The sequence below is a fragment of the Nocardiopsis sp. TNDT3 genome (assembly GCF_003427465.1).
GTDB lineage: Bacteria > Actinomycetota > Actinomycetes > Streptosporangiales > Streptosporangiaceae > Nocardiopsis > Nocardiopsis dassonvillei.
Genome location: NZ_QPFC01000101.1, coordinates 1 through 2,873 on the forward strand (window position 1 = coordinate 1; position 2,873 = coordinate 2,873).

At 74.1% G+C, this 2,873-nt stretch carries 2 protein-coding genes; both read left to right on the top strand.

Annotated elements, in window-relative coordinates:
• Positions 1–146 precede the first annotated feature (146 nt).
• Positions 147–362 (top strand): heavy-metal-associated domain-containing protein, encoded by a 216-nt coding sequence (locus tag DQW06_RS02865; protein WP_013155418.1) that lies wholly within the window; start codon positions 147–149, stop codon positions 360–362.
• A gap of 178 nt (positions 363–540) precedes the next feature.
• On the top strand, positions 541–2,829 hold the full coding sequence (locus tag DQW06_RS02870) for a cation-translocating P-type ATPase (protein ID WP_117197902.1): 2,289 nt from the start codon (positions 541–543) through the stop codon (positions 2,827–2,829).
• Positions 2,830–2,873 lie beyond the last annotated feature (44 nt).

Consider the following 2,873-nt stretch of genomic DNA (forward strand, 5'->3'; position numbering starts at 1 on the left):
CACGTCGCGTGCGGGGGCCTTCGTCGTTTCCGGGGGCGGCGCGCTCGGCGGACATTTGACAGCACCATACCCCCAAGGGGTATGTTGAGTGCATCGGAGACCGGTCCCAGCAGGACCGGTACAGCACACATGCCCCAGGAGGCGAAATGGCTGCCACCAGCACCGCTGTTTACACCGTTGACGGCATGAGCTGCGGACACTGCGTCAACTCCGTCACCGAGGAGGTCAGCGGGGTCGCGGGGGTCACCGACGTCAAGGTCGACCTCGACAGCAAGAAGGTGACCGTCACCAGCGACGGCCCGGTCGACGACGCGTCGGTCCGCGCCGCCATCGACGAGGCCGGGTACGAGGTGCGCGGCTGACGCGCACACCGGACCCCGCGGTCCGGACGGGAACGGCGCACCGCCGACCCCGGCCCGCGGGGGAGTTCCGGCGCGCGGGCGGGACGTCCGCCCGCACCGGGCTCCGGGGCCGCCCGGCCCCGGAGCGCAGGACCGTCCACGAGAGCACGGGGACGTCACGGAGGACCGAGGAAGGGCTATGAGCAGCAGCGCAGCCGCGGCGGGCCGGGCCGACACCGCACCGGTCGAACTGGACATCGGCGGCATGACCTGTGCCGCCTGCGCCAACCGGGTCGAGAAACGGCTCAACAAGCTCGACGGGGTCACCGCCACCGTCAACTTCGCCACCGAGAGGGCCCGCGTCTCCTTCGACGGCACGCCCACCCCGGTGGAGGACCTCGTCGCCCAGGTCGAGAAGGCGGGCTACACCGCCACCGTCCCCCGGGCCGAACCCGAGACGGCCGAGGACGCCGCGGAACCCGCCGACCCCGCCCGCGCGCTGCGCGACCGGGTGATCGTCAGCGCGGTCCTGTCGGTACCGGTCATCGCGATGGCGATGATCCCCGCCCTGCAGTTCACCCACTGGCAGTGGGCCTCGCTGACCCTGGCCGCGCCCGTGGTCGTCTGGGGCGCGCTGCCCTTCCACGTCGCCGCCTGGAAGAATCTCAGGCTGGGCAGCGCCACCATGGACACGCTGGTCTCCCTCGGGGTGTCGGCGGCGTTCCTGTGGTCGCTGTACGCGCTGTTCCTCGGGACCGCGGGCATGCCGGGGATGACCCACCCCTTCGAGTTCACCGTCGCCCGCGGCGACGGGTCGGGCAACATCTACCTGGAGGTGGCCGCCGGGGTCACCACCTTCATCCTCCTCGGCAAGTACTTCGAGGCCCGCTCCAAGAGGCGCGCGGGCGCCGCCCTGCGCGCCCTGCTCGAACTCGGGGTCAGGGAGGCCACCGTCCTGCGCGGCGCGGACTCCCGACAGGAGTCGGTGCCCGTGGACCGGCTCGTCGTCGGCGACCGCTTCCTCGTCCGGCCGGGGGAGAAGGTGGCCACCGACGGCGTGGTGGAGGAGGGCACCTCCGCCGTGGACATGAGCATGCTCACCGGTGAGTCGGTGCCGGTGGAGGTCGCCCCCGGCGACTCCGTGGTCGGCGCGACCGTCAACGCGGGCGGGCGCCTCGTCGTGCGCGCCACCCGGGTCGGCTCGGACACCCAGCTCGCCCAGATGGCGCGCCTGGTGGAGGAGGCCCAGAACGGCAAGGCCGAGGTCCAGCGCCTGGCCGACCGCGTCTCCGGGGTCTTCGTCCCGATCGCCATCCTCGTCGCGCTCGCCACGCTCGTCGTCTGGCTCGTGCTGGGGGCGTCCGCCCCGACCGCCTTCACCGCCGCGGTCGCGGTGCTCATCATCGCCTGCCCGTGCGCCCTGGGCCTGGCCACGCCCATGGCCCTGATGGTGGGCACCGGGCGCGGCGCCCAGCTGGGCATCCTCATCAAGGGCCCCGAGGTGCTGGAGGACACCCGGCGCGTGGACACGGTCGTGCTGGACAAGACCGGCACCGTCACCACCGGCCGGATGACCCTGACCGGCGTGTTCACCGCCGAGGGCGAGGACGAGGACGAGGTCCTGCGCCTGGCCGGGGCGCTGGAGAACGCCTCCGAGCACCCCATCGCGCGGGCGGTCGCCGCCGGGGCCGCCGACCGCGTGGGCGCGCTCCCGTCCCCCGGGGACTTCGCCAACGCCGAGGGCCTGGGAGTCCGGGGGACCGTCGGGGGCCGCGCCGTGGCCGTCGGCCGGGTCGCGCTGCTGGAGGAGGACGGCGCCGTTCTGCCCGAGCGGCTGGCCGCCGCCCTCGCCGACGCCGAGGCGGAGGGCCGCACCGCCGTGGCGGTGGGCTGGGAGGGCCGCGTCCGGGGCGTGCTGGTGGTCGCCGACACGGTCAAGCCCACCAGCGCCGAGGCCGTGCGCAGGTTCCGCGAGCTGGGGCTCACCCCGATCCTGCTCACCGGGGACAACCGTGCGGTGGCCCGTGCGGTGGCTGACCAGGTCGGCATCGACGAGGTGGTCGCCGAGGTCCTGCCCCGCGACAAGGTCGAGGTCGTGCAGCGGTTGCAGGGCGAGGGGCGCACGGTGGCGATGGTCGGCGACGGGGTCAACGACGCCGCCGCCCTGGCCCAGGCGGACCTGGGGCTGGCGATGGGCACGGGGACGGACGTGGCCATCGAGGCCAGCGACCTGACCCTGGTGCGCGGCGACCTGCGCGCCGCCGCCGACGCCATCCGCCTCTCCCGCAGGACCCTCAGCACCATCAAGGGCAACCTGTTCTGGGCCTTCGCCTACAACGCCGCCGCGATCCCGCTGGCGGCGGCGGGGCTGCTCAACCCCATGATCGCCGGAGCCGCCATGGCCTTCTCCAGCGTCTTCGTCGTCAGCAACAGCCAGCGGCTGCGCCGGTTCCGCCCGCTGGCGCGGGACGGGGCCGCCGACTCCTGACCGGCGTACCGGAGGACGGAGGGGGGAGGGGCGCGGGGAGCATC

Excerpts from the sequence above, each read along its gene's own strand:
- DQW06_RS02865 (WP_013155418.1), top strand. The coding sequence starts at position 147 with ATGGCTGCCACCAGCACCGCTGTTTACACCGTTGACGGCATGAGCTGC.
- DQW06_RS02870 (WP_117197902.1), top strand. The coding sequence starts at position 541 with ATGAGCAGCAGCGCAGCCGCGGCGGGCCGGGCCGACACCGCACCGGTC.